This window comes from Enterovibrio norvegicus DSM 15893 (genome assembly GCF_900115495.1).
GTDB classification, from domain to species: Bacteria; Pseudomonadota; Gammaproteobacteria; order Enterobacterales; family Vibrionaceae; genus Enterovibrio; species Enterovibrio norvegicus.
This window is the reverse complement of the sequence record NZ_FOWR01000014.1, coordinates 1-26,862: the sequence shown is the minus strand read 5'-3', so window position 1 is coordinate 26,862 and position 26,862 is coordinate 1. Positions and strand designations below refer to the sequence as shown.

The window sequence follows — 26,862 nt, the reverse complement described above, 5'->3', positions numbered from 1 at the left end:
TGGTGGTAAGCTTTTTGATGTATTCACTACTAAAACATCACCTAATGAAAAGTTCGCAACACCTTCTTCACCGTATTTTCAGCGTGTTTTCTCTCTTTGCATGTTTATGGATTGGCTACTTTTTTGCTGACAGCTTTTTGTTTGTCTCTGCAAGTGAGCAAAATACCGTCGCACCAGATTGCGTATTGAGCACCACAACCTGTAATTTCTCCAATGCCACGGCTACCTTGGAAAGTGACACGGTAGAACCGCTTGTGCCTTCCACGCTGAGTGTGAACACGGAAAGCGAAGCGCCCTACTTGCTCGTTGCGCTTGAAGGCGTAGAAATGAACATGGGTATCTACAAGCTAAAGTTGGTTAAAACCAACAAGAACCAATTTCAAGGTGATGTGATGTTACCTATTTGCATGGATGCAGAAATGACATGGCGTGGCTCGATTAGCAGCCCTGATAAATCCATTTCTCTTCCCATTGACGTAAGAATGGTGCGATGAAACTAAAAATCCTTGTACTCGCCACTGCGCTAATCGCCGGACTCGGTGTCCGATATTTCATTGAACAGAACGCAACAGATGAACACGTCGCGTCTTCAAACGTAAATATGGGATTACTTCAAAGTGGACAGGAGACTATCAACCTTTTCGATAACGCAGATGAACGGGTGCGTGTGGTTTACTTCGGTTACACGCATTGCCCAGACGTTTGCCCTACATCTTTGGCTATCCTCTCTGCTGCTCTCAAATCATTGCCTGACGACACTCTCGATAAGGTTCGCCCGGTATTCGTCACACTGGATCCAAAACGTGATGATGGTGATGCCGCGCAAGAGTATGCCGGTTACTTTCACCCACGTATCGAAGGCAGCAGCGGCACAGAAGATGCTATCGATGCACTGGCAAAAAAATATGGCGTTCTCTATCAAATTACAGAGCTTGAAGATTCAGCCATGGAGTATGCCGTTGACCACAGTTCATACTTTTATTTCTTAGCGCCAAACGGGAACTTGCTTGAGAAAGTACCGCACACACTCAACCCAAACATGGTGTCTGATGCAATTTCTCGACTGACCACAAACATGCAAACACAATAATCAAAAATAGATTCAGTATTTACCCTACATTATTATTTTTTATCGCTATTATTGTCGTTACAACGGAGCTACTTCATGAAATATTGTTCTTCGCTACTCGGGTTAGCACTGGGACTGTCCTCACTTTCGGCGTTTGCAAATGTTGATTTACATGACGCATACGCGCGAGCTATGCCACCAAGCGCCCCGAATAGCGCAGCGTTTATGACGCTAGAGAACACAACAAGCAATAATATTTCATTAATCAGCGCAACATCCCCTGCCGCAGGCAAGGTGGAGCTGCATAGTCATGTTATGCATGACGGTCTGATGAAAATGCGTCAAGTGAAAGAGATTGAAGTGCCAGCGAATGGCAAAGTGGTATTGGAACCGGGTGGTTTGCATGTCATGTTTTTTGATTTGGCGTCGCCAATGAAAGAAGGCAATGAGGTTTTGCTGTCTCTAACGTTTTCAGACGGGTCAAAAATTAATCAAAACATCCCCGTAAAGAAAATCATGATGGGAAAAATGCATAAGCACAAGAGCAAAGATCACCACTAAACTCCTAAAATTCTAAACTTTTAGGCTGACATCAGGATTAGTTTTTGTGCTGTATCAAAAATGAGTCGCGTCGATGTCTACCTAAGGCGGCAGAATAGGCAATCGCGGTCTATTGTTAAACTGCTGCCAGTTGTTAAACAGGTAAAAAGCAGTTCAGCATCTAAACAAAAATAATGAGGTTTTGACTATGAAAATGCGTCTTCTAACTTTAGCGGCAATCGCTTCTAGTGCAGTATTGGTAGGTTGTTCAGGCAGCTCATCACTAGAGCAAAGCGTTGCTGATCTTTCGTCTAAAGTAGATTCTCTATCTAACCAGGTTTCAGCTCTACAAGGCGATGTATCAGATGTAGCAGCGGCGTCAGCGCTTTCTTATGACGAAGCAGCACGCGCTAATGAGCGTATTGACAACATGGCTCAGTCTTACACTAAGTAAGTTTTAGCCAGTAACACCCCCTATATTTCTGCGGCACCTTCGGGTGCCGCAGCTATTTGTGCGCTGTACTCCTCTTAACCCACAATCCCTCGATTCCTCACCTATTCCGTCGCTACGCATGATTTTCTGTTGCCTAACTTTCTCTGACTCTTCCCCAAGCTCAACCTCGCGCTCTGTCCAACGTGTGTCGTTTGCATCATATTTATCGCGAACGTGAATATAGGCCTTTGAGCGCATTGGCTGAGCACTCATTGGCTGAGCACAGTGCAGATGACACCGGGTTAACGTTAAGACTGTCGGAAGAAGCAGAAGCAGAAGCAGAAGCAGAAGCAGAAAAGTGAAACACAGATAAAAAACGCGCTGCCCAATAAGGGAACAGCGCGTTTAGTAAGATGATGCGGTGTTAGGTTAAATGTCGTTATCAGCGAGGATTTGTTGCCCCATTTCGATAGGCATACCAGATTGAATCGCCAATGCTGCGCGATAGCGGCGCTCGTTCATGTGGTTTGATGTTAGCCACGTAGAGACACGCGCGTCTGGTTGCGTCAACAAACGCTGACCTGCCTGTGATTCGTCTGCTGACAATGGGCGATGCACTTCAACATACACGGCGCCATCTGGTTCGAAACTGGTTTTAACCGGTTGGTTGATCACACGCACTTTCTCACCAACACGCACACGATTGAACAACCATGCAATGTCAGTGGGTCGCATGCGAATGCACCCCGAACTTACACGAAGGCCAATACCAAAATCTTTGTTGGTGCCATGAATCAAATACGTTCCCGTACCATACGCTAAACGCAACGCGTGCAAACCCAACGGGTTTTCAGGCCCTGCTGGTACAACATCTGGTAGAACAATGTTCTTGGTTTCTAAATACTCTTTGCGAATGCTCTGCGGCGGTGTCCATGTGGGATTTTCGCGCTTCTGGCTTATCTTGGTTGTCATGATCGGCGTGTCTCGACCAATGCGACCAATACCAATCGGGAAGATGTACATTTCCTTTGCGGCTTTATCAAAGTAATACAAGCGCAGTTCAGCAAGGTTGATCACGATGCCATCGTAATCAACGTCTGGGAGCAAGAGCTGCTGGGGAATAGTGACAAACGAGCCGGCTTTGGGAAGGTATGGGTCAACACCTGGGTTGGCAGACAAAAGTGCGAGAAAGCCAACATTGTACTGTTTGGCAATCTTTTCTAAATGTTCGCCCTGTTGAACAACATGCACGGGGTTTTCCCCAACCAAACGCGTGTTTGCCTCTGGCCAAGCATACTGTGTTGCCTGAGCGTTGTTGACGAGCAATGCACTGAATATCAGCGCAAGCGTTAATCTAAAGCTTTTCATCTAACCACAATCTCTATGTTCATTGTCCGTGATGTTTCTCTTATTAAAGATATCACGCAATATGACCTTTGCTGGTGCCTAACATTTCGGGAGAATGTATATATCAATGCGCTATTCTTGCGAATGACACAAAACACAAAGAGCACCTTGAGGTGCTCTATTACGAATGGCGAAAAAATCACCACGTATTTAGAAGTACATGCGAACGCCTAGCGAACCTTCAAACTTGAACGCAGCGTCTTCCTGCCAATACCATGTTGAACCCGCTTCTCCGTAAAGCTCTACATTCCCGTAGCCCAATGGCACGGCCAAGCCTAATCCCGCGCGCGGGCCCCACTCATGGTGTTCATCGTCCACCCATTGAAAGCCGGTATAACCATAGATTGGCGCAAATTCTGGCCTTGCCAACCAATCGCCAAGATTCCAAAGCCCATCAACAGCCACACCTGTTTCTTCAATCCCGAAGGATAGTCGAATTGCATCTTGTGACACCGTCACACCTGACATGGGTGCACCTAAAAATACACCCGCAGAAAACCCTTGAGCAGCCATTGATGACATTGGTGTTGCTAATGCCAGTAGAAGAAGAACCCTTTTCATTACTCTATCCATATCTAAAAATTCACCGTCAGCATAACAATGCGAGCCAACAAGACTGATCCCCCTAAAATGTCCAATGTCATTCGTCGAGAAAAAGCCAAATCACTTTACCTTGGGGATCTCAGTTAAACCAGCGTAACGCAACCAATTTCCCATCAATGCCTCAAATCAACACCACCAATCGATGCCTCGAATCAATGCCTCCAATCCATGCCTCCAATCAATGGGACCAACGATTGATAAAGTCTGCGTGCATTTTTTAACCTAATAGCCTGATTGCCCAAAGTTTGATGTTCAACACATCAAAATAATCAGTTACTCGCAATAGGCATAAACTAATGAAAGAAAAACAACGTTTAATAGGTCTATATACGTAACCTGCAGTTGCAGGCGTGTTGGATGTATCTAGTTTGAGGAGATAGCGGGCATGTTGATCCGTAGAACGAAAAAATCTGAGCTAAAGGAAAGCGACCTGACGCCAGAGTCGGTTTATAAATCGCGCCGAGAGATACTTAAGAAGCTGGGAATTGTTACCGCTGGATTGCCTTTTGCAGCACAGAGCCAAGCTGGCATTTTTGATATCTTCGGTGGTGATGACAAAAAAAGCGAATCAAGTGCGATTTTTCAGCGCTCCCCAATCGTAGCACCTAAGAACAACGCGTATGGCACAGGCATAGAGCTCACGCCGGAAACCAAAGTACTCAATTACAACAATTTCTATGAGTTTGGTACAGGGAAAGGCGATCCCGTAGAGAACAGCCAAAACTTCAAAGTAGACCCGTGGAAACTCGAAGTGACGGGATTGGTTAACAATCCTATTACCTTAGGATATGAAGATTTACTGAAGCGCTTCCCACTCGAAGAGCGCTTGTACCGTATGCGCTGTGTAGAAGCATGGTCAATGAACATCCCGTGGATCGGTTTTTCGCTGGCGGCGTTGCTTAAAGAAGCTGACCCGCTTGGTAGCGCAAAATACGTCGCCTTTGAAACCCTTTATGACCCTGATCAAATGCCAGGGCAACGCTCCCAGTTTGTAGGTGGCGGTATTGATTATCCGTATGTAGAAGGCTTACGCCTTGATGAAGCGATGCATCCGCTGACAATGCTCAGCGTGGGTCTCTATGGTCAAACCCTTGCACCACAAAATGGGGCGCCGGTTCGTTTGGTTGTGCCTTGGAAATATGGCTTCAAAGGGATAAAATCTGTTGTCAAAATCCACTTACTCGAAGCGCAACCACCCACGACATGGAACCTGCTTGCTCGTCACGAATACGGTTTCTTTGCCAACGTAAACCCGCAAGTTGATCACCCTCGTTGGAGTCAATCTTCAGAGCGCTTTATTGGTGAAGGTTCTATCTTCAGTTCGCGCAGAAAACCGACAGCCATGTTCAATGGGTATGGTGAAGAAGTCGCGAGTTTGTATTCTGGTATGGATTTGCGAGCTAACTATTGATGCGACTAACGCAGAAACACATTTGGGGTATCAAGGCAGGTGTGCATCTCATCAGCCTTGGTTTCTTCATCAATTTAGTCTGGCTAACCTTTAACAATGGTTTTGGCGCAGACCCGGTCGAAGGCATCACGCATTTTACGGGCATTGCTGCTCTTAACACCTTGGTGGTTGCCCTACTGATCAGCCCTATCGCAAAATTTGCAAAACAAGGCATGTTGGTGAGGTGTCGTCGTGTTGTCGGTATCTACAGCTTTGCATGGGCAACCCTGCATATGGCAACTTTCTTCGCGCTGGATCTGGCATTTAATTTTGCCTTTCTGTGGGAAGAAATTGTCACACGTCCTTACATGACGGTCGGCGCTGTCGGGTGGCTTATTTTGCTCGCGCTAACGGTGACGTCCACCAGCGCAATTCAACGTAAAATGGGCGCGAAGTGGCAGAAGCTTCATAATACGGTTTATCTTGCCGCGCTATTAGTACCTATTCACTATTACTGGTCAGTAAAATCTGGTCTTATTGAACCCGCAATTTATATCTTGCTGTCAGTGGGATTGCTCGCAATTCGTTGGAAATCGATTAAAAGGATCGTTATTCGCCCAGCCGTTCGTCGTACTTAGTGCCCTATTTTGACCCATATCTCCTAATTGAGTTAACTATTTCTAGAATTCTCATAATTTTTGCCATACTTTAAGGCAACCCTATGTAGTCGTTCTTATTTTTGGAGTGGGCGTTTTTGCTGGATGAAATTATCTCGCAGAGTCTACGTGACTTTCAGTCTGATTGTTTACGTTTCTGTGAACAACATTATCCTACGATTCATAATCGTGGAATGAAAGAAAGCCACCTTGGTAAGGCATTGTCTCGACGGCTGATCCACTCCTACAAAAATATCGATATCCCAGCCAGTTTTGTTCAGCTTGAAGATGCCTCTTCACTAAAACAAATGGTATTTCGTGTTGACTCTCCCGATCACCAAATATATATCGTCGCGCACAATTTAATTAGTGCCAACGTTGCTTGTCGCCGTGGATTGGTACAAGACACCTGTTGGATGCTCGATCGACTTGACGCAAACGACAACAAAGAAAAACGCTTAATCATTATTTCCGACCACTGGATTGACCGTTCCGCGGCAAGTAAGTCGATCCCAAGTTGGTGGTTGGGCCACCAGCCCATTCACCTACCAGAGTTTATTGCTCAAGGCGTCAAGCTTGTTGACTCCCCGAACTCTCTTGCTGTCGATCTTCAAGCAGATTGTCGCTTACACGATGGTATGCATCGTATTTTCCACCCTTTCCACCGTCATCGCGACGGCCTTCCACTGTTTAAATACCTCCTACTTTCTGCGGTCTACCCGTTAAGCAATGACTAGATGACTGTTGACCTTATATGGTCAACGTTCCTTGGAACTGTGCTCGCTACTCACATACACACTGTGTTTTTCACGCCACCCGCACTTGAAACTCGGCAAATTCTCATAGAACGCGCACCTTGAGGTTGCTTGGGTATATACAAAGTCTGTAGGCTCACTGTATCTTTGATTTTCAACGTCATTTCTCTTCTTCGCGGGGCTTGGATGCTCGAAAAAGTCATTAGTATTCTCTTTCCCGTTTTTGCCGTCGTGGTGGCAGGGTTTATCGTAGGAAAAACCTTTAAACCAGATATGGGTCCCATCAATCGTATTAACATTGATGTCATGGTGCCGTGTTTAGTTTTCTCTACTTTGTCTGTGATGCCGCTTGGCATGGAACAATCTTCACTGATCATCGCAGCGGTTGTCGCCGTGTTGCTGCCCGGCATGATCATGGCGGTCTTGGCGCAGTTTTGTAATATGCCTTTTCGCGTATGGGGCCCCGCACAGATGTTCCGAAACAGCGGAAACCTCGCCATACCGTTATTTGGGTATGCGTTCGGTCAAAGTGCCGAAGCCCCTGCCATCATGCTTTTTCTGGTATCGGTAGTGCTACACACCACGGTAGGTATTTCTCTGCTAAGCAACCAATCACAGCGCTTTTTCTCCATTTTGAAAACGCCCCTTCTTATCGCTGCATGTTTAGCGCTGACGGTAAATTTCGCAGACATCAAGGTATGGCAGCCACTTCATGAAGCCATGGTGTTACTTGGGAATGCTGCCGTGCCGGTCATGCTGCTTTCACTTGGGGTTCAGCTCACCGCGATACGATGGAGTGGTATGAGAATTGGTATGCTCAGCACGTTGCTCAGCCTTGTTACAGGGGCAATAGCCTTCGCAACAATCTATGTGTTCATTCCTTTGCCGTCTGAACACATGAGGATGATGGTATTGTTCACCATGCTGCCACCAGCAGTGATGAACTTTTTATTGGCGCAGCGTTACGACGCAGGTGCTGAGGAAGTCGCCTCCATGGTATTATTTGGCAACTTCCTGACCATTATTACGCTTCCCGCGTTGCTGTATATTGCATTTGCATGGTTTTAAGTGTGGTGCCTGTACGAGCCGAGTTTGGCTAATTCGGATAAAGCTTAGAAGCTGGGTTTCTTCCATACAGATTTAAAATCGAACCAACCCACGTTGTTTGAAGAAACATCTTCCAAATCACGCCCGTCCACCACACCTAGCCAGATATGGAACAGAGGAATGATCTGACGTTGTTCCACGATCATCCGGCCCAAAGTTTCAGCAGGGAACGCTTTGTTTGGCGTCCTGCGCCACGTCATCATGCTTTCTTCCAGCTTTGCGTAGTCTTCGTCTGGCATCGCCACCGATATATGATTGAAATTCATCAGCCATGGCAGTATTGCATCACTGCGTTGGTTCCCTAAGCTCATCCCACAAAGCCATATATCCACTTTCTTTGCAGACTTCCCTTGCATCATGTCTTCGTAACTCAGAACGTCAATATCAAGGACAACATGATCAGCCGCGAGCATGGCTTTCAACGCCTGGGCGAGTTTCGGAAACTGCGGATTATCAGCCTGATGCACCAAGCGCAGGCGTGTGACTGCTGGCGCAGTGAGTTCGCTTGATCCCGCATTGGTATGCACCCAACCGGGTATCAGCCCATAAGCGTTTGTAAGACGATATTCACCAATACCATCTTGCGCCAAATAGGGCATCAAAGAGAAAGAAGCAATACGAGAATGCAGGTATTCCGCCCAACGCGGATCTTTGGCAATGCCAGTACGCCTGTTTAACAGAAGGTAGTTACACCCTTCATCCAAGGCCAAACGATCGTTTTCGCTATTACTAAGCACGTTTTGGTGCAAAGCGCCCTGTCGGGAATCCAATACCGTTGGGTCAAGCGACGCTGTGGGCTGCAAATAACACATTGCTGCGCTGTCCAAGACCCAAATCTCTATTTCATCAGTCAGAGCACGAAAGCCAAAGTATTGATCGTGCGCGCGCAACACGAGCTGGCGACTGTTGTTTTCAGCCACTAAGTAAGGCCCTGTCCCAATCGGCAAACGCTCTGCGTTTTTGGTCCCCATTGAAGACTTAGATTGAATCGCCGCCATTGGAACTGCCAAGGTTTCGTGTAGGCGACAATCTGGAGAGCGCAGATAGATATCAACGGCATTCTCAGTGGGTGATTCGATAGTTTCAATGTGGGAGAAGTATGCGTTATCAAGCAGGTTTTCTAATGACGCAATCACGTCAGCGGCACTCAGCAAACTGCCATCGTGAAACTTCACGGCGGGACGCAGGTAAAAACGCCAGTGCATGTCACTCAAAGCTTCCCAATGGTGCGCCAAATCAGGCTCTACGTCGTTGGTTCGCTCATTGATCCGAGTAAGTCCGTTGAATATTTGGGTAATTAAATGCCGTTCTGAGCGGCGCTGGGGTTTAGAAGGGTTCAAGCTTGGAAACGCGCGGTAATAAGGCAAGCGAATGATCTGCTTACCTTCCTGCGTAGTAACGCCCAATTGCTCTTGAATGAGTTGCGCCAGCTTAGCGGCATCGTTATCGAGATGCTCTAACGCTGCATCGAGTTTTCCGTTTTTTACCCATTCTCTCACACGCTTCATTTGAAGGTCGGATTGTGAGCGATGGAACGTTAGCCGACTCTGTTTTCCACGTCCAACAGCAGGATCCCAGGTTAACCACCCCTGCTCCGCCATTTTGTTCAATACCATGCGTGCATTACGGCGGGTACAGAACAATATTTCAGACATATCTTGAAGGTTTGTATCGCTGTCTTTACCGCGAAAGTGCGCATAGATCTTTGAAAATTGCGCTTGAAGACGTTGGCCTGACATAAAAGAGGAACCCAAATTCAGAAAAAATAACGCTTAGACTTCCTATTTTAACCGAATTTCGGCGGGTTCGCTTCATACAATCAAGGGGTTATAGCGCGATCATACTCACAATTTATTTCCCCTATTTCGAATTCGAGCATTGTTATTTTGTTCTAGATCGCTATTATCGAGGCTCACATGCACTACGCATTTCATGCAAAGCAGCAGGAGCCCGCATGGCTGACACGGCAATTCTTTCGCATTTCCACAAAAAACAAGCGTGGATGGCGAGTCATATAAACGCTGCGCAATTTCCCACAGCAGAAAGCAAGCAAGGTTTAGCGATTTACCAAACGGCTGAATCTCTTCCTGCCCTTCCTGGTAAAGAAGATTCCAGCAGCCTTGTTGAAGGTATTACTGTTTACGCTGTCGATTGCCACCCACTCATGGTTCGCTATGCCAAAACGCTGGCAATGAAATGGCCTGAGCCTGATCAGGCGCTGATGCTAGAGTTTCTTTCACAATTATCTCTCACCGACTTAGACCCAGCACCGGGAACAGACATTACCTTATATGTTGCCATGTCAGAGGGAACACCTGTTGCGACAGGCATGGTATTTACCAGTGAAGAAGAGACGGGAAGTGTTGCGGGAATATACGATGTGTTTGGTGTAAACGAAGATGCCAAACGTGCGGCGTTGGCACATGTTTTCACATCAACATCGGCGGATACGATCGTCTGTGAGACTGCATAGTCTTTGAGATTACATAGTCTCTGAGATTGCATCGACTTGGAATTGCATCGTCTGCAAAGTTTCATAGCCCGTGAGGTGCTATAGCCTGAGAATAGACAGTGACGTGATTGTTCACCGCTCCCACACCATTCAGTGCCGTAATAAAAAACAATCACAGAATCCAAAAACAAAAAGCAGAGCCCTAGGGCTCTGCTTTTTTGTCTCTACTGTCGGCCAATGTCAGTCATCAGCCATTCATAGAAATCGATGCTCGGGATCTTTCTACACTGTCTTTCGAATTTCAACAAAACGCACAAAGACAACATCTATTCACCGGCGATATTTGGATCGCTGGTCAATAGTAAAACTGACTCTATCGCAACTGAAACGTGGTACTCAAAAGTCTATCAGCAGCAAATCGTTCAGTGTGTATCGCTTATGAACGTGAAGAACGCTCTTTCTTAACGATGAAGAATGCTGCAACGATAAATGCGATTACCAGTAGTGTTTCCACGATATGTTCCTTTCGATTATTGGGCGTTAAAAATGCGCTGTTCACTGACTATATACTTCGGATTTACATGCCATTGAACATAAATTGCGCAAGAGTATACAGTAATTTTAGTTGCAAGAAATTAGGAATTGTTAATTATTTGTCTGCTAATTGGTGTTTTCCACGTGAATTTACGTTTTAACGCTATCAGACAAGCAATATTATAGTGAAACATCGTCGTTTGTGACTATGACGGCGCGCCTAACTCGCTAAATTTTATAGGATATAGTGCGCAAAATTGAAAAGTCGCCGAGATACTCGGCGACTTTGTTAACAGGCTGTTAAATTACATTTAAGGAATGACATACTATATCAGTGCCTTTTACTGAATCTGCGCCCCATCCTCTGCCCATTGTCCAATTAATGATCGTTCATCGTCAGTCATCTGAGTCATGTTACCAAGTGGCATGATGTTGGTCGTAACCGACTGCGCCACAATTCTCGCGGCTTCCAATTTGATTTGTTCTGGTGTATCCAGCATGACGCCAGCGGGAGCAACTGCAAAAGCAGGATGTGTCGGACTCTGCGAATGACACACAGTGCAACGCTCAGCAATGATGTTATTCACTTCGACAAACACAGGGGCAACTTGTGCTTGTGCAGGCACAACTCCAGAACCTGATTTCATTGCTGGCGATGACACAAAGGCCAAACACACCAGACCTAATGCAGCGGTTGGAATTGTCCACGCAAACTTTTGGCTTCCATGGCGTGTGTTGAAGTAATGACGAACCATCACACTGAGCACCGACAAAGCCGCTAGAATTGCCCAGTTGTATTCATGCCCATACGTGCTTGGGAAGTGATTGCTGATCATGATGAACAGAACAGGCAATGTGAGATAATTGTTGTGACGTGAGCGTAACAAGCCTTTCGCGGGCAATGCTGGATCAGGCTCTCGGTTTTCTTCTATGGCTTTCACTAAACCACGCTGTGCTGGCATGATGACGCGAAAAACATTGCCCACCATGATGGTACCGATGATCGCACCGACATGAATGTAAGCGCCTCGCCCACTGAACACAAGGCTCAACGCCCACGCCGCAAAGACCAAACCTGCAAACAAGACGACACCAAGTAGCAACGGCTTTTTACCTAACGGAGAGTCACAAAGAAGATCATAGACAAACCAGCCAGCTACCAGAGCGCCGATACCCATCGCTATCGCCGTGCCTGATGACAACCCAGAACCGGGTTTAACTAAGTAAAGGTCGGCATTGGAGTAGAACACCACGGTCAGCAATGCCACACCTGTTAGCCAAGTAAAATACGCTTCCCATTTAAACCAATGCAGCGTTTCAGGCATGGTTGGTGGCGCAAGCTTGTATTTTTCAAGATGGTAAATCCCGCCGCCGTGAATGGCCCAAAGGTCACCCGAAAGGCCATCTTTTGGATTGACTCGATTTAAGTTGTTTTCTAGCCATACGAAATAGAACGACGCGCCAATCCACGCAACACCAGTGATCATGTGTGCCCATCGTATCGCCAGATTTAGCCACTCTGTGATATACGGATCCATATATAACTCCTGTATCAACGCAGACACTGTTCAACGTCCGCGTTGTTATCCTGTCTCTATGTGTGTTCTCGCGAGCAAAGCATCAGCTACATTCACATGCTAATACCGTCCAACGCTAAAACCACTTTCGTCTCAGCAGAAAAGAAATGCTCATCGCAGTTATTCCCTTCACCCTCGCGATCTACCACCAAAAATCGGTCATGATCTTTCAGCGCTAAAACAGGGTGATGCCATACACCAGCGTGGTAATTCACGCCTTGTGTGCCTTTGGCATAAAACGCGCGAATACCCGCCTTCTCTGGCAGATTGCCACGCGGCGCAACAACAACCAAATAGTTGTTACATTGTAACGGAATGAACGCTTGCGACCCTTTCGGATGCCTTTCCAACATGGCGATATGAAGCGGATATTGCAGTGGCATCGCTTCAAAAATATTGATGATGACACGGGCTCCTTCATCCACTTCTGTCGTTGCTAATTTATGGTAGCGACTTGTCGACCCACCATTGATCATGAAAAACTCACGGTCTTCTGCTTCGATAACATCCCCAAACTCAGCGAATGCTGCTCGGGTTAACGGCTCTATCTTTAACAAAACATCGGTGCGCATTTTTCACTCTCTTGGTTATCGTCTATCAACATCTGCGGTTAAACATCGTCAAATGGCTGCGTTCGTTTATGGTTGTATCACTTGTATGGTTGTGTCACTCGAACACCTGCGTACAAACATGCTCTCTGCGTGAATATATTTAGGCTAAGTCTTTATCGAACTTAGTACCGAACAAACGCACTCGACTCACGCCACCATCGGGGAAGATATTCACACGAACATGCGTCACCGTGCCAATGTCGTTGATTTGATCGGCGTATTCGTGAAGGTTATCTGCGGACATTTTTTGATTCGGGAGTAGTTCACGCCAAAACAAGCTCTGTGTTGCGATCTGATCGTCCGTTCCGCCTTTCACGTTCGCCGCTTGAATGGAAATGCTGTCAGGGAAGTTACCTTTAAAGTGCGCAGTATCGACAACAATGCGGGCGATATCGCCAGCGTGTCCTAACGACAGAATCACCCAATCATTTCCCGGCTCACGACGACGCGCGGTTTCCCAGCCATCACCCATGTTGATACCACGGCCCGGCATAATGAGATTTCGCATATGGCCAAAGTGTTGGTCATTACATGCCAGTGCACGGCCACCGTGCTCAACCGCCACCAAATCCAGTTCTTGATAGGGTGAAATGCCGGACCAATCCATGTTTGGATTACCAAACACACGAAGCCTTGCAACACCGCCGTCGGGGTAGATATTCAATCGAACATGCGTAAACGCGCGGTCATCACTGACAGGAAGAAAATGGTGACTATTGCCAGAGAGGCTGGTCGAGGGCTGGATTTCGTGCCATTCGCTGTTTTCAGTCGGATCACCATCAGGGGAATAGCACGCATCAAGCGATGCGGAAGGCGGATAATTGCCCGTAAAATGGGACGTGTCGATATCGATACCGTGTATAACGCCTGCTAATCCCAGGCGCACAATACAGTAGTCATAGCCTTCTCCACGCTTGCGGCGAGATTCCCAGCCATCCATCCACTTGCCATTGTCGTCATAAACATCTTCTTTCCATTGGGCTTCGCTATCATCGACTAAGCGTTGTTTATCGGCGAAGAAATCGTCTGTCGCGAAGATCGCTTGTGTACCTAGACGGCTACTGGCGAGATTGACCAATTTGGTGAAATCAGGTGGTGTTACATCCATCGTGTTTGCTTCCTTTCTCATTGTCATTATCTCTCTCCTGCAAAAGTTAAACTCGCCCCCAAAGGAAACGATGTTTGCAAGGTGATCGATAAAAAGGATGCGTCTTTTCCCCTTTCACTTTGTGCAGTCAAACATGAACGAATGTTTTACTTCATGTGTGTCTGTCCAGCTTCAATTTGCGAGACGCTCAATGCACCGACATGTTGTCGGCAGTGAGTTGGCTACAAGTCTTGCAGCCGGAACAGAGCAATCTTGTTGATTTCTTTGATTGCCGTGTCGAATTCTGTGTCTAGATCATTCTCAATACGTTCTTCAAAGGCCGCCAGTATCAAATGTCGGTTCGCCCCTTTCACTGCCATGATGAAAGGAAATTGGAACTTCGCTTTGTAGCGTTCGTTCAAACGCGTGAAACGCGCGAACTCTTCATCGTTGCATTGATTTATGCCCGCGCTTGCTTGTTCAGATGTAGATTCAGGCGTTAACTCTCCTGCAACGGCTGCTCTACCCGCTAAATCAGGGTGAGCCAAAATGACCTGTCTTTTTTCGTCGACCGTCGCATGGTTCAATATTGCCGCCATACTGTCATGAAGCCCGTTATGGTCGTTGTGAGATTCCGTTAGCCCTTTATTGAATGCGCGCTGGGCAACCCAAGGGCTGTGTTCGTAGATACCACCAAACATGTCCAAGAACGCAGATTCACTCATTTGGTTTGGGACACAACGTGTAAAACGTGCCATGTATGAATTCTCCTTACCTATCAATATCACGCTAAGACTCAGCGTCTATTGGTTTACTTCATTGACGGATGGGGGTGATGCGTGTGCCAATGCTTTGCAATATCAATGCGCCGCGTCATCCATACATCGTCATGTTGCTTTACGTACTCAACGAAACGTTTGAGTGCAGCAAGCCGCCCAGGACGACCCACCAATCGACAATGCAGCCCGATGGACAGCATTTTCGGCGCATCTTGACCCTCTTCATAAAGCACATCAAAGCTGTCTTTTAAGTACTGGAAGAATTGCTCGCCCGAGTTAAAGCCTTGGGACGTCGAAAAACGCATGTCATTCGTATCCAATGCATAGGGGATCACCAATTGTGGTTTTCCAGGCTGTGTGCCTTCTTCGTGCCAATACGGAAGATCATCGTCATAAGCATCGGAGTCATAAAGAAATCCACCCTCCTCGGCAACGAGTTTTCTCGTATTGGGTCCCGTTCTTCCTGTGTACCATCCCAACGGACGCTCGCCAGTGACGGATTCAATCGCGGCAATGGCTTTTTGCATATCTGCTCTTTCATCGTCTTCACGCACATATTGATAATCAATCCAACGATATCCATGACTGCATATTTCATGCCCATCCGCCATCATTGTATTGATCACGTCGGGGTGTCGCTCCGCAGCCATACCGACCGCAAAGATGGTTAATGGCACGTCTTGTTGCCTAAACAAACGCAATACACGCCACACTCCCGCTCGCGATCCATATTCATAAATGGATTCCATGCTCATGTGACGCACGCCAGCTAAAGGTTGCGCACCCGGGATTTCAGACAGAAATGCTTCTGACTCTTTGTCTCCATGAAGAACGCAACGCTCGCCACCTTCTTCGTAGTTCAACACAAACGATACCGCGATCTTTGCATTGTTAGGCCATCTCGGATGGGGAGGATGCTCTCCATAGCCCATCAAGTCTCTTGGGTAATCACTACTCATAGTGCCAACTCTCCAACACTCACGCTTTTAAACAGTCGCAACAATCGCGTTATGTTCTTTTGCTTCATCTAGCGCGAAACATCTTTTCGTTAAAACCTAAGAACAATTCAAGTATCCGCATTTTGTATACAATTCACAAGAACAAGTAAACGGTTTGTTATGAAGATCAAGTTTTTGAAAACTCACTTTGTTCGCTACGGCATCACACAAAATTAAACTTAGCCATTGTTTTTAAACCCATAAATTAATCATGCAATGTCTTAAATTCCCAAAAATGGAGCACTTCACACGCTCAATTAATTGTGTACATTTAGTTAATGGCAATGTATTCAATGTTGTTAATTAAGGAAAGTCACACCTTATAGCGCTTCTATTATCACGGTGAATTTCTAAGGAATGTACACAATTAAAAAAGGATTGAACGAATGGGCAGGCTCACGACACACGTTTTAGACACAGCAAATGGCACGCCCGGAGAAGGGATAGAAATCACGCTATTTCGCCAAACAAGTGATGGTTTTATACCCATCGTTCGTACGCTCACCAACCAAGATGGACGCACCGACTCGCCTCTCCTTGAAGATGCCAACATTGAGCCCGGCAAATATCAGCTTCAATTCAACACGGCGCAATATTTTATCAACCGAGGCACTTCTTTAGACGACATTCCTTTTCTTGATGATGTCGTCATTCGCTTTGGTATTAGTGATCGTCACGCCCACTACCATGTCCCTCTTTTAGTTTCTCCCTACAGCTTTTCGACATACAGAGGTAGCTAACAAAAATATAGCTTACATGCACACATCACCTTTCTATTCCACCCCGCTATGTGCATGTAAAACAACGTTGACAAAGGAATTTATTCTGTCCAATTCACGATAAAAAGGACGCATACACATGGAAAAGCAAGACTCGACTGAGACGTCATCAACCCCAAAAGGCCTCCTCGAAAGGTGGTTCAAATTAAGCCAAAACGGGACATCAGTAAAAAATGAAGTGATAGGTGGCGTCACCACCTTCGCCACCATGGCGTACATCATCTTTGTAAACCCAAACATTATGTCTGCGTCCGGCATGGATCCGGGCGCGTTGTTTGTCGCGACCTGTATTGGTGCTGCCATTGGCACATTAATGATGGGACTGTTCGCCAATTGGCCTGTCGGACTCGCGCCGGGGATGGGCTTGAATGCTTTCTTCGCCTTTACCGTCGTTGGTGAAATGGGGTATTCATGGCAAGTCGCGTTAGGCGCAGTCTTTATCTCAGGGGTGATCTTCGTTGGTTTGAGCGTCTCTCGTGTTCGCGAGTGGATCATCGAAAGCATTCCAAGCAGCCTTCGTTACGCCATGACGGCAGGAGTCGGCTTATTCTTGGGTATCATTGGTTTGAAAAGCGCAGGTATTGTTGTTGGCAGCTCGGCTACCTTAGTCACGCTCGGCGACTTCACCAAACCTGAAGCTATCCTTGCAGCAGTCTGCTTTTTCATCATCTCTGTGCTTTCCGTCAAACAAGTCTTTGGCTCTGTGCTCATCGGTATATTCAGCGTCACTTTAATTGGTCTTGGGCTGGATTTGTTCCAATACAACGGCATCTTCTCTGCACCGCCGAGCATTGCCCCCACCTTTATGGCGATGGACATCGCTGGCGCGCTGAATGTTGGCATGATCAGCATCATTCTCGCCTTCTTGTTCGTTAACATGTTCGACACCGCTGGCACCTTGATGGGTGTGGCGGAGCGCGCCAATTTGATGAACAAAGAAACGGGTAAGATTGATGGCCTGCCTCGTGCACTAAAAGCTGACAGCATGTCGAGCGTTATTGGTGCATGTTTTGGCTGCCCACCGGTAACCAGCTATGTGGAAAGTGCAGCGGGTGTTTCCGCTGGTGCTCGCACAGGCTTGTCCGCAGTGGTCGTCGGCTTCCTTTTCTTGGCTGCGATCTTCCTCTCCCCTCTGGCTGGCATGATCCCTGCTTACGCCACTTCAGGGGCGTTGATTTATGTTGCTTTTCTCATGATGAGCAGCATCAAAAACGTGAACTGGGAAGATTTTACTGACTCAGTTCCTGCCGCCGTAACCGCCCTCATGATGCCGCTAACCTTCTCAATTTCTAACGGTATAGCACTGGGTTTTATCACCTATACCGTGCTCAAAGCGGGAACGGGTAAGTTCTCTGATATCTCAATCGCCATGTATGCATTGAGCGTGTTGTTCGCGTTCAAGTTGGTGTTACTGGGATAATAAAATTGAGGGGCAATACGCCCCTTTATCTTTATCGATTCAATAAAAAAACACGTTTTCAGACAGTAATGTTTTCAATTTGGAAGCGTAAACAGTAGCTCGACACGTGGTGCCACTATGTGTCGGTGTCTTTAACCATTCGAGAAAGTATCACGAAGGAAAGCACGATGAAGCTCTTATATCAATTGAATGACAAGCCGCCCACGGGCGTCACCTTCATGCTCGCTGTGCAACACATGCTTGCATCCGTCGGAGGAATAATCGCAGTGCCGCTGATTGTGGGTTCTGCCATTGGTCTTCCGGGCTCAGAAATCGTCACATTGATCAACGCAGCCCTGTTTATATCAGGTGCTATCACTATCGTTCAATGTCTCGGCCTTGGCCCTGTGGGTATTCGATTGCCCGTGGTCATGGGCTCCAGTTTTGCCTTTCTCGGCATTGCCATCGGCATCGGTAAAGTCGATGGCATGTCAGGCATTCTCGGGGCGTCCTTAGTGGGTGCTTTCTTGGTGATCATTTCCAGCTTTTTCATGGAACAAATACGGAAATTGTTTCCTCCTGTTGTCAGCGGTGTCGTCGTCACCCTTATTGGTTTAACCATTTTGCCCGTTGCAATGAATTGGGTAGGTGATGCCCCCGCCGACAGTGAAAACTTTGCCACTTTACCCAAACTCTTCTTAGCGGCCGTTTCTCTGGGCGTTGTGCTGTTGGTATCAACCTATGCAAAAGGCGCGATAGCGGCATCTGCCATCGTCATTGGCTTGGCCGGTGGGTATTTGGTGGCCCTCAGCATGGGCATGGTGGATTTAACACAAATAGCTAACGCAGGCTGGTTTGCAGCGCCCGAGCCCTTTAAATACGGCTTCACATTTTCACTTACCGCCATCGTGAGTATGTCGTTGGCCTATATCGTGGTGATTGCAGAAGCGACGGGCGATTTCCTCGCGCTTGCCAGCAACTGTCACAAGAATATTTCAGGGAAGGATCTGAAACGAGGCCTGCTTGGGGATGGTATTGGTAGTGCCATTGGCGCCATGTTCAATGCGTTGCCACTGGCATCATTCAGTCAAAACGTCGGGATTGTGGGCATAACAGGTGTAGCAAGCCGATTTGTGGTTGGCGCAACAGGCGCATTGCTCATTCTCGCGGGTCTGTTCCCTAAATTTGGCGCACTGGCGGTTACCGTGCCAAAACCCGTACTGGGCGGTGTCGGCTTTATTATGTTCGGCATGATTGCCTACGCGGGTATTCGCATGTTGATCAAAGCCGCTGATACACGCCGTAATGCGCTCGTGATTTGTGTATCGCTCGCATCAGGTCTCGCCGTTACTGTTCAACCCAACATTCTTCAACACTTACACCATGACATCGCACAGCTTCTTCATTCTGGCATAACCACAGGTACGATCGTGGCAGTCATGCTTAACCTCGTATTGCCAAAAACCAAAGAGGACGTGGTGGCAGAAAAAGAGGCAGAGGAAGAAGAGCTCGCGCAACAGAACAGCGATTTCTCATCGTTGGATGATGATACCCCTAAGGCAAATTCTCAAACTCCGTCATCACCAACCACCAGCGCAGGCACAACTGACGGCGATCCTCCAACAAAACCTATTCAATAGCGCAACCCGCCGACACACCCTCTGCAGAATCGGAGGGTGTGTTTTACGCACTGGTGTCGACTAACGACAGTCACGTAAACTCATAAAGGACATTGGCTATGGCAACAACATGGATAAAGCACCCGCTCGCCATTTGGACTGGCACAGAAAACGACGCAGCAGGCGGGATTGTCGTCGACGGTGCAAACATCGTTGAACTGATATCGAGAGATGGCCAACCTTCTGTCGCCATTGATCATGTTGTGGACGCTTCCCAACATGTGGTTCTTCCGGGGCTGATTAACGCCCACCATCATTTCTACCAAACACTCACACGTGCTTACCCCGATGCGTTGGACAAAGAACTGTTTCAATGGCTAAAAGCCTTATACCCGGTTTGGGCCTGTCTTGATGAAGAAATGATGCAGCTGAGTACGGAACTTGCCTCTGCAGAATTGCTACTGTCGGGCTGTACAACGGCCTCTGACCACCACTATTTGATTCCAACTGGCCTAGAACATGCCATTGATGTACAGATAGAAGCAACGCAGAAAATGGGCATTCGGACTGTACTCACGCGCGGTTCAATGAGTCTCGGTGAAGATCAAGGCGGTTTGCCACCCAGACATACCATTCAAACGGAACAAGCCATCATTGATGACAGCATTCGTTTGATCAATCGCTACCACCAGCCGGAACACGGCGGGATGACACAAATCGCGCTCGCCCCCTGCTCGCCCTTTTCCGTCACCACCGACTTGATGAAAGAAACGGCGCGCGTTGCCAAACAGCACAATGTGATGCTTCACACCCACTTGTGTGAAACCATCGATGAAGAAGCATTTTGCTTAGAAAAATTCGGTTTACGCCCCGTTGATTACCTAGAAGATGTGGGTTGGTTACACGATCGAACATGGTTAGCGCACGGCATTCACTTCAATGATGAGGAGATTGTTCGTTTAGGTGCCGCAGGCATCGGCATTTGCCATTGCCCGAGCTCGAATATGATGCTCGCTTCGGGCATTTGTCGGAACTTAGAGCTCGAAGCTGCGGGCGCGTCCGTTGGTCTAGGGGTTGACGGCTCCGCCTCCAATGACGGTTCAAATTTGGTCAACGAACTGCGCATGGCGACCTACATTCAACGCCTGCGTTACGGCTCTGCCAACGTGAGCCATTTGGATGCGTTCCGCTGGGCCACACAAGGCTCAGCGCGTAACATTGGCCGAAACGATATCGGCACACTCGCGCCCGGCATGATGGCTGACATCGCCATGTTCACCCTCGATGACATTCGATTTTCTGGCAGCCATGATCCTCTCGCCGCGTTGGTACTCTGTGGCGCACAGCAAGCCGATCATGTGATGGTCAACGGGGAATGGCGAGTGAAAAATGGCGCGCTTGTTGATGTTGATAAACACGCCTTGATCGCGCGCCATCGTGAAGCCGCGAAAAGGTTGGCGAGCAAGGCGAAACAAAGACAGTAAATCCAATGCCAGCGACAGCGCACTCGGCCTCGACACCGCTTTATTGTGTCCAAGAGGCCGGTTTGTTTGGATCAAGGTTAAAGGCGTCAATCGCCGCGGCTTGCACAGATCTATCCACTTTCCCTTCTCTCACCAATGTTTCAATCGCTGTTAGGGCAATGTTATAGCGGTCGACTTCAAAAAACGCGCGAAGATTCTCTCGTTGATCACTGCGACCAAACCCGTCTGTACCCAGCGCGACAAAACGCCGAGGAAGGTATTGAGCAATCATCTGAGGCACCGCCCTCACGTAGTCTGTGGCAACAACCGTGGGTAACGTAACCCCAAGGGTTTTTTCCACATGCGACGTCGGCGATGCGGCATCCAGATTTCGTCGTCGTTGCCTCTCGACATTTTCCGCATCACGCGCCAGTTCTGAAAAGCTCGTGGCACTGAACATCTTGGTCGGAATATCGAACTCTTCGTTTAACAGCCTAGCGGCCGCAATCACTTCCATCATGATCGTGCCTGCGCCTACCAAATTGATCATGGCATTGCTCTGTTCGTATCCACGCAGTTGGTACAACCCTTTGATGATGTCTTCTTCGTCACCGCTTACTAGTGAAGGCTGAGCATAGTTTTCGTTCATGACCGTGATGTAATAGAACTCATCAATTTGCGCTTCCATCATTCGTTTTGTGCCGTAGTCAAAGATGACAGCAAGCTCACTGGCAAACGCAGGATCATAGCTTCGGCAATTAGGAATGGTTGATGCAATGAGCTGGCTCGTGCCGTCTTGGTGTTGCAGTCCCTCACCCGATAAGGTCGTTCGACCAGCCGTTGCCCCCAGCAAGAAACCGCGCGCACGTTGGTCTGCCGCCGCCCAGATCAAATCGCCAACACGTTGAAAGCCAAACATCGAGTAGTAGATGTAAATGGGCAGCATGGGCATGCCATGGATAGAGTAAGACGTCGCAGCGGCAGCCCAAGATGAAAGAGCCCCAGCCTCCGTGATGCCTTCTTCTAACAATTGGCCGCTGGATGATTCTTTGTAGTACATCATTGAGCCCGCATCTTCAGGCTCATATTGCTGTCCGTCTGGTGAATAGATACCGATCTGACGAAACAAGTTGTTCATGCCAAAGGTACGCGCTTCGTCTGCCACAATGGGGACTACGCGCTGTCCAAACGCAGGATCTTTTAACAGCCCTCCCATCATGCGGACGGCAGCCATGGTGGTCGACATTTCTTTTCCGTCAGCCTTTAGTGCGAATTTCCCGTAGGTATTGATATCAGGCACCGCGACTAAGGTTTCTGTTGGCGCAGCCCGCACCCGTTCTGGCATATACCCACCCAGCGCTTTTCGGCGGGCGTGCAAATACGTCATCTCTTCGCTGTGCGCATCAGGCACAAAAATGTTGAGATTCTCAACATCGCTGTCCGAAATAGGAAGGTTAAAGCGGTCACGAAATTGATAAAGCGCATCGGTATCCAATGATTTGGCTTGGTGAGCGATCATTCGTGATTCACCCGCACCGCCCATGCCAAAGCCTTTTTTGGTTTTTGCTAAGATCACGGTCGGACGACCTTTATGCGCTTTCGCCGTAGCAAACGCAGCATGAAGCTTACGAAAATCATGACCACCGCGTTTAAGGTTGTTTATCTCGTCATCTGACATGTGTGATACCAAGGAGGCGCTGCGCGGATCGGTATTGAAGAATTTGTCGCGGTTGTAATCGCCGTCTTTCGCACCAAGGTTCTGATACTCACCATCGACCGTGTTCGCAAAGCGGCGGAGCAAAACATTGTCTTTATCGCGCGCAAAAATGTCATCCCACTCTGATCCCCAAAGCACTTTGATGACATTCCAACCCGCACCAATGAACAGCGACTCCAGTTCCTGAATAACCTGACCGTTACCTCGAACAGGGCCATCAAGCCGTTGCAAATTACAGTTTACGATGAACGTTAGATTATCCAACCCTTCGCGTGCCGCTAGCGTCAGCCCTGCAATGGATTCGGGTTCATCCATCTCGCCATCCCCAAATACACCCCATACATGGCGATCATCTGTATTCAACAAACCACGTGCTTGTGTGTATCGCATGTATCTCGCTTGATAGACGGCATTCAACGGACCAATCCCCATAGAGCCTGTTGGGAATTGCCAAAAATCAGGCATCAACCATGGATGCGGGTAAGAACATAAGCCGTTGCCCCCTACTTCCTGTCGATAGTTGTCGATTTGCGTGCGCGTCAGACGGCCTTCTAAAAATGCGCGCGAATACACCCCTGGGGCTGAGTGCGGTTGGTAATAAACCAGATCCCCGCCAAAGGTATCCGTTCGAGCCCGGAAAAAATGGTTAAAGCCCATTTCGAAGATTTCAGCCGCAGACGCGTAGCTGGCAACATGACCCCCTAGTCCGCCATAAGCTTCATTGGCACGCACGACGATTGCCAACGCATTCCAGCGCATAATGGCAGTTAGGCGATGTTCAACCGCAAGATCACCTGGATACACACCTTGCTGTTCGAGAGAAATCGTATTTCGATAAGAAGAGTAAGGTTGCTCTGTCGCATTCAGCCCTTCAACACGCGCAGTGTCTTCTAACGTCTTTAATAGGTACTTTGCGCGATCCACGCCGTCTTCTTGTTTCACACTTAACAGTGAATCGACCCACTCCTGTGTTTCTGAAGGATCAATGTCGCTCTGTTGCTCTCGGTTTCCATGCATATGAATCGTCCTGATTTTCGATAGAGAAATATTCAAGCAAGGCGAAGAACCAGACGCATTGAATGCTGTCGACTCGGCATTATTCAGAGAACGCCCTTGCTGAACCCTATAAAAATCCTACCAATCAGTGTTTGAAATGTGCTTTCAAATTCACATTAATAATTCCCTAATGACGTAGTATTTAGTTTATGAATGGAATATCTGATAATTATTGGGTTATTTTATGAAAGATAATTACGCATCAGAAATAGACCGCATCGATCTCAACATCCTTCGGTTGCTTCAAGACAACGGACGTTTAACCAACGCAGAGCTGGCACAGAGAGTGAACGTGAGCGCGGCAACCTGCCATCGGCGCACGCAGAGGTTGTTTGATGAAGGCTATATCAAAAGTGTGAGAGCGTTGGTGGACCCCAAACGCTTGGGTTTAAACACGCTCGTGATGGTGGGCATCGTGCTTGATCGTTCAACACCAGAGAGCATCGCCGCATTTGAAGCGGCCGTTGATGTGCTAGATGCCATCCTAGATTGTGATTTGGTCGCAGGGGATTTTGACTATTTATTGCGGCTACGCGTGAAAGACATGGAAGATTATCACCACTTCCTCGCACAAAACCTCATCGCCCTGCCCGGCGTTCGACAAGCACGAACCTTCTTTGTAGTAAGAGAAGTGAAAACCAATGCACCGATGAAGTTTTAAGGGAAGATGAAAATCGAGTATCGCCATTGATAAGCGATGCAGGTTTATAAACCAAAAAAATCGAAACCGTGAAACTGACAACACGATAATCATCCAAAAGTGCCTATCTACGTTTTACTGCGCCCGAAACTGTCTCGGCGTAATTCCAATGTGTTTTTTAAAAGCGAGCGTAAACGCCCGTTCCGAGTCGTATCCCACTTGTTCTGCAATCTCATAAACCGGCAGCAAAGACTCGCGCAGTAATTCTTGCGCTTTTTGCATTCTAAGGTTGGTGAGGTAACCAAACATTGGCTGACCAACCAAGGAAGAAAACCGACTAGCAAAAGCTGCACGCGACATACCGATCTGACTTGCAACCGCAGCCAATGTCCAACTTTGTTCAGGGTTATCATGAAGAAGTTGCAGTGCACGGGAAATGCGTTTGTCGTTCAGTGCATCCAAAAACGAACTGGATTGCTTGCGCCCGAAGTTAATCCGTATGAGCTCAACCAGTATGATCTCCGTGAGTTTGTTGACGATAAGCTCAGAGCCTGGCCCTTGCGACATATATTCCGAACTCAGTTGATCAAAGGTACTGCGCAGCCAAGGGTGATCGAGAAAGTCTTTATCTCGCACTATCGTCATACGGGGGAACACGTCCATCAATGGCGTTGTTGCCGTGCGCGAGAAACTGAAGGAGCAGCAAAGCAGTAAGATCGTGTCATCCAGATCCGGCTTTCTTTTCTCGGGTGAAAGGCTGGAAAGTACATGGTTTTGACCGGGGCCGAGGAAAATCAAATCTCCAGCTTCTAGCTTTTCAATCTGCCCATCCACATTCGCCCAACATGCGCCACGGCGAATCATGTGGAAGCTGGCGTAATCCAAATCCTGAAACGTTTTCGTCCACGGAGCCTCGACCTGGCTACAGAAATACACACTGCCCGCCACGCGGATGGCGCGGAGAATATCGCTCATCACTTCCATTGTGTACCTTCCTTACCAATATACGATCGATGTATTTATTCAAGATTATTGTGCATAGATAGTCCGAAGCGCAACACCTAAAGTAGAACCATACACAAACACGACGGAGCACAACCATGCCGATGATTGAAATCTACACCAAGAGCTACTGCCCTCACTGCCGAGCGGCAAAACAGACACTAGGCCGTATGGGTCTTGCTTATCGCGAAATTGAAGTGAGTGATGACGCAGCATTGTTCAATGAAATGACATCGCGAAGCCAACGCCGAACAGTGCCGCAAGTCTTCGTCGGAAACATTCATGTAGGCGGTAACGACGACTTACAAAGCGCAATAAGAAAAGGTCAGTTTCAAAAAATTCTGGAAAGCCAAACCAACGCGGTTTAATCCAACCCATTAAGAAAACGAAAATGTTAGGAGAAGCATCATGACAACGATTAATAATGTACACGGCCGAATCAACAACCAACGCGCTCACGCACTCAACCATATTGCAGACAATGCAGTGCGCTTTTCCATCGTCATTGTATTGGCATGGATTGGTGCCATGAAGTTTACGGGTTATGAAGCAGGTGCGATCCAAGGTCTTGTCGCCTCAAGCCCTCTGACAAACTGGCTTTATAGCGTATTCAGCTTACAAGGTGCTTCTAACTTGATTGGTACTGTTGAAATTGCCACCGCCGTTGCTCTGTTGCTTGCTCCGTTTCATCGCACTATCACCATTATTGGTGCGGCTGGCGCGACAGTGACATTTGCTGTTACCACTAGCTTATTGTTCACTGCACCGATAGCCGAAGCAAGTTTGGGTGGCTTCCCTGCAATCTCAGTCGCACCCGGGCAATTCCTGCTGAAAGACATTGTATTGTTATCAGCAGCAGTCTCTCTGCTTGCCAAAGTGTCCACTTCCCCTATGCTGAGACAGTCTAAACTGGAGTTTTCTGCCACAGAAAAAGCAGGAGATCATCATGAAGAAGTCACGGTTTACTGAATCACAGATAGTCACGATCCTCAAAGAAGCCGACGCAGGCATGAAAGTTGACGATATTTGTCGCCAACACGGCATCAGCAGCGCAACTTATTACAATTGGAAAGCCAAGTATGGTGGGCTTGACGCGTCTGAACTGAAGCGCATCAAGGAGCTAGAGGCAGAAAATGCCAAGCTCAAAAAAATGTTTGCCGACGTCAGTTTGGAAAACCATGCCATGAAG

At 47.7% G+C, this 26,862-nt stretch carries 27 protein-coding genes and 1 pseudogene; 18 read left to right on the top strand and 10 right to left on the bottom strand.

Annotation, left to right across the window (positions count from 1 at the left end):
• Positions 1–44: 44 nt before the first annotated feature.
• The 5 genes from BM082_RS10565 (at position 45) to BM082_RS24955 (ending at position 2,404) form a co-directional block, all read left to right on the top strand.
• The gene (locus BM082_RS10565) at positions 45–494 is read left to right on the top strand and encodes a hypothetical protein (protein ID WP_017007949.1); all 450 of its coding nucleotides are present in this window, start codon (positions 45–47) and stop codon (positions 492–494) included.
• Positions 491–1,090 carry an SCO family protein gene (locus BM082_RS10560; RefSeq protein ID WP_017016456.1) on the top strand — a complete coding sequence of 200 codons (600 nt, stop codon included), beginning with the start codon at positions 491–493 and terminating at the stop codon, positions 1,088–1,090. Before BM082_RS10565 ends, BM082_RS10560 begins: the two co-directional genes overlap by 4 nt.
• Before the next feature lie 75 nt (positions 1,091–1,165).
• Positions 1,166–1,630, top strand: coding sequence for a copper chaperone PCu(A)C (locus BM082_RS10555; protein ID WP_017007951.1), 465 nt, complete (start codon positions 1,166–1,168; stop codon positions 1,628–1,630).
• A gap of 187 nt (positions 1,631–1,817) precedes the next feature.
• Positions 1,818–2,063, top strand: a complete 246-nt coding sequence (locus BM082_RS10550; RefSeq protein ID WP_017007952.1) for an LPP leucine zipper domain-containing protein — start codon at positions 1,818–1,820, stop codon at positions 2,061–2,063.
• Between the two features lie 191 nt (positions 2,064–2,254).
• Positions 2,255–2,404 carry a hypothetical protein gene (locus BM082_RS24955; protein ID WP_017016454.1) on the top strand — a complete coding sequence of 50 codons (150 nt, stop codon included), beginning with the start codon at positions 2,255–2,257 and terminating at the stop codon, positions 2,402–2,404.
• Positions 2,405–2,471: 67 nt separating this feature from the next.
• Here the strand turns inward: BM082_RS24955 and BM082_RS10545 are convergent, their stop codons facing one another.
• Both BM082_RS10545 and BM082_RS10540 read right to left on the bottom strand, forming a co-directional pair.
• Positions 2,472–3,410 carry a L,D-transpeptidase family protein gene (locus tag BM082_RS10545; protein WP_017015602.1) on the bottom strand — a complete coding sequence of 313 codons (939 nt, stop codon included), beginning with the start codon at positions 3,408–3,410 and terminating at the stop codon, positions 2,472–2,474.
• A gap of 189 nt (positions 3,411–3,599) precedes the next feature.
• Positions 3,600–4,010 (bottom strand): hypothetical protein, encoded by a 411-nt coding sequence (locus BM082_RS10540; protein ID WP_017007954.1) that lies wholly within the window; start codon positions 4,008–4,010, stop codon positions 3,600–3,602.
• A gap of 427 nt (positions 4,011–4,437) precedes the next feature.
• Between BM082_RS10540 and msrP the strand changes: the two genes are divergently transcribed.
• From msrP to BM082_RS10520, 4 genes are all read left to right on the top strand, one after another.
• On the top strand, positions 4,438–5,463 hold the full coding sequence (gene msrP, locus BM082_RS10535) for a protein-methionine-sulfoxide reductase catalytic subunit MsrP (protein ID WP_017007955.1): 1,026 nt from the start codon (positions 4,438–4,440) through the stop codon (positions 5,461–5,463).
• Complete coding sequence (gene msrQ / locus BM082_RS10530) at positions 5,463–6,080, top strand: protein-methionine-sulfoxide reductase heme-binding subunit MsrQ (RefSeq protein WP_017007956.1); 618 nt, start codon at positions 5,463–5,465, stop codon at positions 6,078–6,080. The genes msrP and msrQ overlap by 1 nt, the downstream gene beginning before the upstream one ends.
• 212 nt (positions 6,081–6,292) lie before the next feature.
• Positions 6,293–6,835, top strand: coding sequence for a hypothetical protein (locus BM082_RS10525; RefSeq protein WP_229491772.1), 543 nt, complete (start codon positions 6,293–6,295; stop codon positions 6,833–6,835).
• Between the two features lie 204 nt (positions 6,836–7,039).
• A complete protein-coding gene (locus BM082_RS10520) occupies positions 7,040–7,921 on the top strand; it encodes an AEC family transporter (RefSeq protein ID WP_017016452.1) in 882 nt (293 codons plus the stop codon).
• Positions 7,922–7,965: 44 nt separating this feature from the next.
• Here the strand turns inward: BM082_RS10520 and BM082_RS10515 are convergent, their stop codons facing one another.
• Complete coding sequence (locus BM082_RS10515; RefSeq protein WP_017015605.1) at positions 7,966–9,699, bottom strand: SgrR family transcriptional regulator; 1,734 nt, start codon at positions 9,697–9,699, stop codon at positions 7,966–7,968.
• A 215-nt stretch (positions 9,700–9,914) separates the two neighbouring features.
• On the opposite strand from BM082_RS10515, the gene BM082_RS10510 reads away from it, so the two are divergent.
• On the top strand, positions 9,915–10,433 hold the full coding sequence (locus BM082_RS10510) for a hypothetical protein (RefSeq protein WP_017015606.1): 519 nt from the start codon (positions 9,915–9,917) through the stop codon (positions 10,431–10,433).
• Positions 10,434–11,287: 854 nt separating this feature from the next.
• Here the strand turns inward: BM082_RS10510 and BM082_RS10505 are convergent.
• The 5 genes from BM082_RS10505 to puuE form a co-directional block, all read right to left on the bottom strand.
• Complete coding sequence (locus BM082_RS10505) at positions 11,288–12,484, bottom strand: urate hydroxylase PuuD (protein WP_017015607.1); 1,197 nt, start codon at positions 12,482–12,484, stop codon at positions 11,288–11,290.
• A gap of 92 nt (positions 12,485–12,576) precedes the next feature.
• On the bottom strand, positions 12,577–13,095 hold the full coding sequence (locus BM082_RS10500) for an ureidoglycolate lyase (protein WP_074926900.1): 519 nt from the start codon (positions 13,093–13,095) through the stop codon (positions 12,577–12,579).
• A gap of 139 nt (positions 13,096–13,234) precedes the next feature.
• A complete protein-coding gene (gene alc / locus BM082_RS10495) occupies positions 13,235–14,242 on the bottom strand; it encodes an allantoicase (RefSeq protein ID WP_074926898.1) in 1,008 nt (335 codons plus the stop codon).
• Positions 14,243–14,463: 221 nt separating this feature from the next.
• A complete protein-coding gene (gene uraD, locus BM082_RS10490; protein WP_017007964.1) occupies positions 14,464–14,979 on the bottom strand; it encodes a 2-oxo-4-hydroxy-4-carboxy-5-ureidoimidazoline decarboxylase in 516 nt (171 codons plus the stop codon).
• A 53-nt stretch (positions 14,980–15,032) separates the two neighbouring features.
• A complete protein-coding gene (puuE, locus tag BM082_RS10485; RefSeq protein ID WP_026024394.1) occupies positions 15,033–15,959 on the bottom strand; it encodes an allantoinase PuuE in 927 nt (308 codons plus the stop codon).
• Between the two features lie 425 nt (positions 15,960–16,384).
• Here puuE and uraH point away from each other — a divergent pair, with 425 nt between their 5' ends.
• The 4 genes from uraH to BM082_RS10465 all read left to right on the top strand — a co-directional run bounded on the left by uraH (position 16,385) and on the right by BM082_RS10465 (position 21,279).
• A complete protein-coding gene (uraH, locus tag BM082_RS10480) occupies positions 16,385–16,738 on the top strand; it encodes a hydroxyisourate hydrolase (RefSeq protein ID WP_017007966.1) in 354 nt (117 codons plus the stop codon).
• 118 nt (positions 16,739–16,856) lie between these two features.
• The gene (locus tag BM082_RS10475; protein ID WP_017007967.1) at positions 16,857–18,197 is read left to right on the top strand and encodes an NCS2 family permease; all 1,341 of its coding nucleotides are present in this window, start codon (positions 16,857–16,859) and stop codon (positions 18,195–18,197) included.
• A 167-nt stretch (positions 18,198–18,364) separates the two neighbouring features.
• Positions 18,365–19,816: a nucleobase:cation symporter-2 family protein gene (locus BM082_RS10470; RefSeq protein ID WP_017015610.1), complete on the top strand. Its 1,452-nt coding sequence runs from the start codon at positions 18,365–18,367 to the stop codon at positions 19,814–19,816.
• A gap of 98 nt (positions 19,817–19,914) precedes the next feature.
• Positions 19,915–21,279, top strand: coding sequence for an 8-oxoguanine deaminase (locus BM082_RS10465; protein ID WP_074926897.1), 1,365 nt, complete (start codon positions 19,915–19,917; stop codon positions 21,277–21,279).
• A 40-nt stretch (positions 21,280–21,319) separates the two neighbouring features.
• On the opposite strand, the gene mdeB is transcribed toward BM082_RS10465, so the two are convergent.
• Complete coding sequence (mdeB, locus tag BM082_RS10460; protein WP_074926895.1) at positions 21,320–23,992, bottom strand: alpha-ketoglutarate dehydrogenase; 2,673 nt, start codon at positions 23,990–23,992, stop codon at positions 21,320–21,322.
• A gap of 223 nt (positions 23,993–24,215) precedes the next feature.
• Between mdeB and BM082_RS10455 the strand changes: the two genes are divergently transcribed.
• Complete coding sequence (locus BM082_RS10455) at positions 24,216–24,692, top strand: Lrp/AsnC family transcriptional regulator (protein WP_017015613.1); 477 nt, start codon at positions 24,216–24,218, stop codon at positions 24,690–24,692.
• A gap of 114 nt (positions 24,693–24,806) precedes the next feature.
• On the opposite strand, the gene BM082_RS10450 is transcribed toward BM082_RS10455, so the two are convergent.
• A complete protein-coding gene (locus BM082_RS10450) occupies positions 24,807–25,655 on the bottom strand; it encodes an AraC family transcriptional regulator (RefSeq protein WP_074926893.1) in 849 nt (282 codons plus the stop codon).
• A gap of 116 nt (positions 25,656–25,771) precedes the next feature.
• On the opposite strand from BM082_RS10450, the gene grxC reads away from it, so the two are divergent.
• From grxC to BM082_RS10435, 3 genes and pseudogenes are all read left to right on the top strand, one after another.
• The gene (gene grxC / locus BM082_RS10445; RefSeq protein ID WP_074926891.1) at positions 25,772–26,041 is read left to right on the top strand and encodes a glutaredoxin 3; all 270 of its coding nucleotides are present in this window, start codon (positions 25,772–25,774) and stop codon (positions 26,039–26,041) included.
• Between the two features lie 40 nt (positions 26,042–26,081).
• A pseudogene (locus BM082_RS10440) lies at positions 26,082–26,549 on the top strand (YkgB family protein); the annotation flags it as partial.
• 70 nt (positions 26,550–26,619) lie between these two features.
• A partial coding sequence (locus tag BM082_RS10435; protein ID WP_139218783.1) for a transposase occupies positions 26,620–26,862 on the top strand: 243 nt, incomplete at its 3' end.